The sequence below is a fragment of the Peribacillus sp. NPDC058075 genome (genome assembly GCF_042885195.1).
Lineage (GTDB): Bacteria > Bacillota > Bacilli > Bacillales > DSM-1321 > Peribacillus.
Map to the genome: position 1 here is coordinate 1 of NZ_JBHVSL010000022.1, position 1,140 is coordinate 1,140.

Annotated in this window: 9 tRNA genes and 2 rRNA genes; all 11 read right to left on the reverse strand. The window is 50.0% G+C overall.

The window, feature by feature from the left end:
• Positions 1–67 (reverse strand): 16S ribosomal RNA (locus ACFVS1_RS26805); the annotation flags it as partial.
• 159 nt (positions 68–226) lie between these two features.
• Positions 227–302: transfer RNA gene (locus tag ACFVS1_RS26810), tRNA-Ala, on the reverse strand.
• A 10-nt stretch (positions 303–312) separates the two neighbouring features.
• A tRNA-Pro gene (locus ACFVS1_RS26815) sits at positions 313–389 on the reverse strand.
• A gap of 9 nt (positions 390–398) precedes the next feature.
• Positions 399–475 (reverse strand) — tRNA-Arg (locus tag ACFVS1_RS26820).
• Positions 476–484: 9 nt separating this feature from the next.
• Positions 485–573 (reverse strand) — tRNA-Leu (locus ACFVS1_RS26825).
• 12 nt (positions 574–585) lie between these two features.
• Positions 586–660, reverse strand: a tRNA-Gly gene (locus ACFVS1_RS26830).
• Between the two features lie 5 nt (positions 661–665).
• A tRNA-Leu gene (locus tag ACFVS1_RS26835) sits at positions 666–747 on the reverse strand.
• A 9-nt stretch (positions 748–756) separates the two neighbouring features.
• Positions 757–832, reverse strand: a tRNA-Lys gene (locus ACFVS1_RS26840).
• Between the two features lie 42 nt (positions 833–874).
• Positions 875–950 (reverse strand) — tRNA-Thr (locus ACFVS1_RS26845).
• Between the two features lie 10 nt (positions 951–960).
• Positions 961–1,036, reverse strand: a tRNA-Val gene (locus ACFVS1_RS26850).
• Positions 1,037–1,046: 10 nt separating this feature from the next.
• A 5S ribosomal RNA gene (gene rrf / locus ACFVS1_RS26855) occupies positions 1,047–1,140 on the reverse strand; the annotation flags it as partial.

The window sequence follows — 1,140 nt, forward strand, 5'->3', positions numbered from 1 at the left end:
GCTCGACTTGCATGTATTAGGCACGCCGCCAGCGTTCGTCCTGAGCCAGGATCAAACTCTCCGAAGAAATGTTTGACTTGCTCATTTGCTTTTTTTGATAGTGTGTGCTCACTTAAAATTTAACGTTGGCGCTTTGTTTTGTTCAGTTTTCAAAGAGCAATTTGACTCTTCTTAAAGAATCAACTTTCATATCATAACAAAGCCAAAACGGCTTGTCAAGTTTTTTTGGTGGAGCCTAGCGGGATCGAACCGCTGACCTCCTGCGTGCAAGGCAGGCGCTCTCCCAGCTGAGCTAAGGCCCCAAAAAAATAATGGTCGGGAAGACAGGATTCGAACCTGCGACCCCTTGGTCCCAAACCAAGTGCTCTACCAAGCTGAGCTACTTCCCGATAAAAATATGGTGCGCCCGGCGGGAGTCGAACCTACAACCTTCTGATTCGTAGTCAGATGCTCTATCCAATTGAGCTACGGGCGCATATTAAGATGGTGCCGAGGACCGGAATCGAACCGGTACGGTAGTCACCTACCGCAGGATTTTAAGTCCTGTGCGTCTGCCAGTTCCGCCACCCCGGCATAAATAAATAGTGGAGCGGAAGACGGGATTCGAACCCGCGACCCCAACCTTGGCAAGGTTGTATTCTACCACTGAACTACTTCCGCGAACATGCGGGTGAAGGGACTTGAACCCCCACGCCTTGCGGCGCCAGATCCTAAGTCTGGTGCGTCTGCCAATTCCGCCACACCCGCATAATAAAATGGTGAGCCATGAAGGATTCGAACCTTCGACCCTCTGATTAAAAGTCAGATGCTCTACCAACTGAGCTAATGGCTCATATAAACTATTTATATATGCTATATAAAGCTTGTATGAAAATGGTGCCGGCAAGAGGACTTGAACCCCCAACCTACTGATTACAAGTCAGTTGCTCTACCAGTTGAGCTACACCGGCAAGTGTAAAATGGTGGAGGATGACGGGATCGAACCGCCGACCCTCTGCTTGTAAGGCAGATGCTCTCCCAGCTGAGCTAATCCTCCATATATAACTGCTTGGCGGCGTCCTACTCTCACAGGGGGAAACCCCCAACTACCATCGGCGCTGAAGAGCTTAACTGCCGTGTTCGGAATGGGAACGGGTGTGA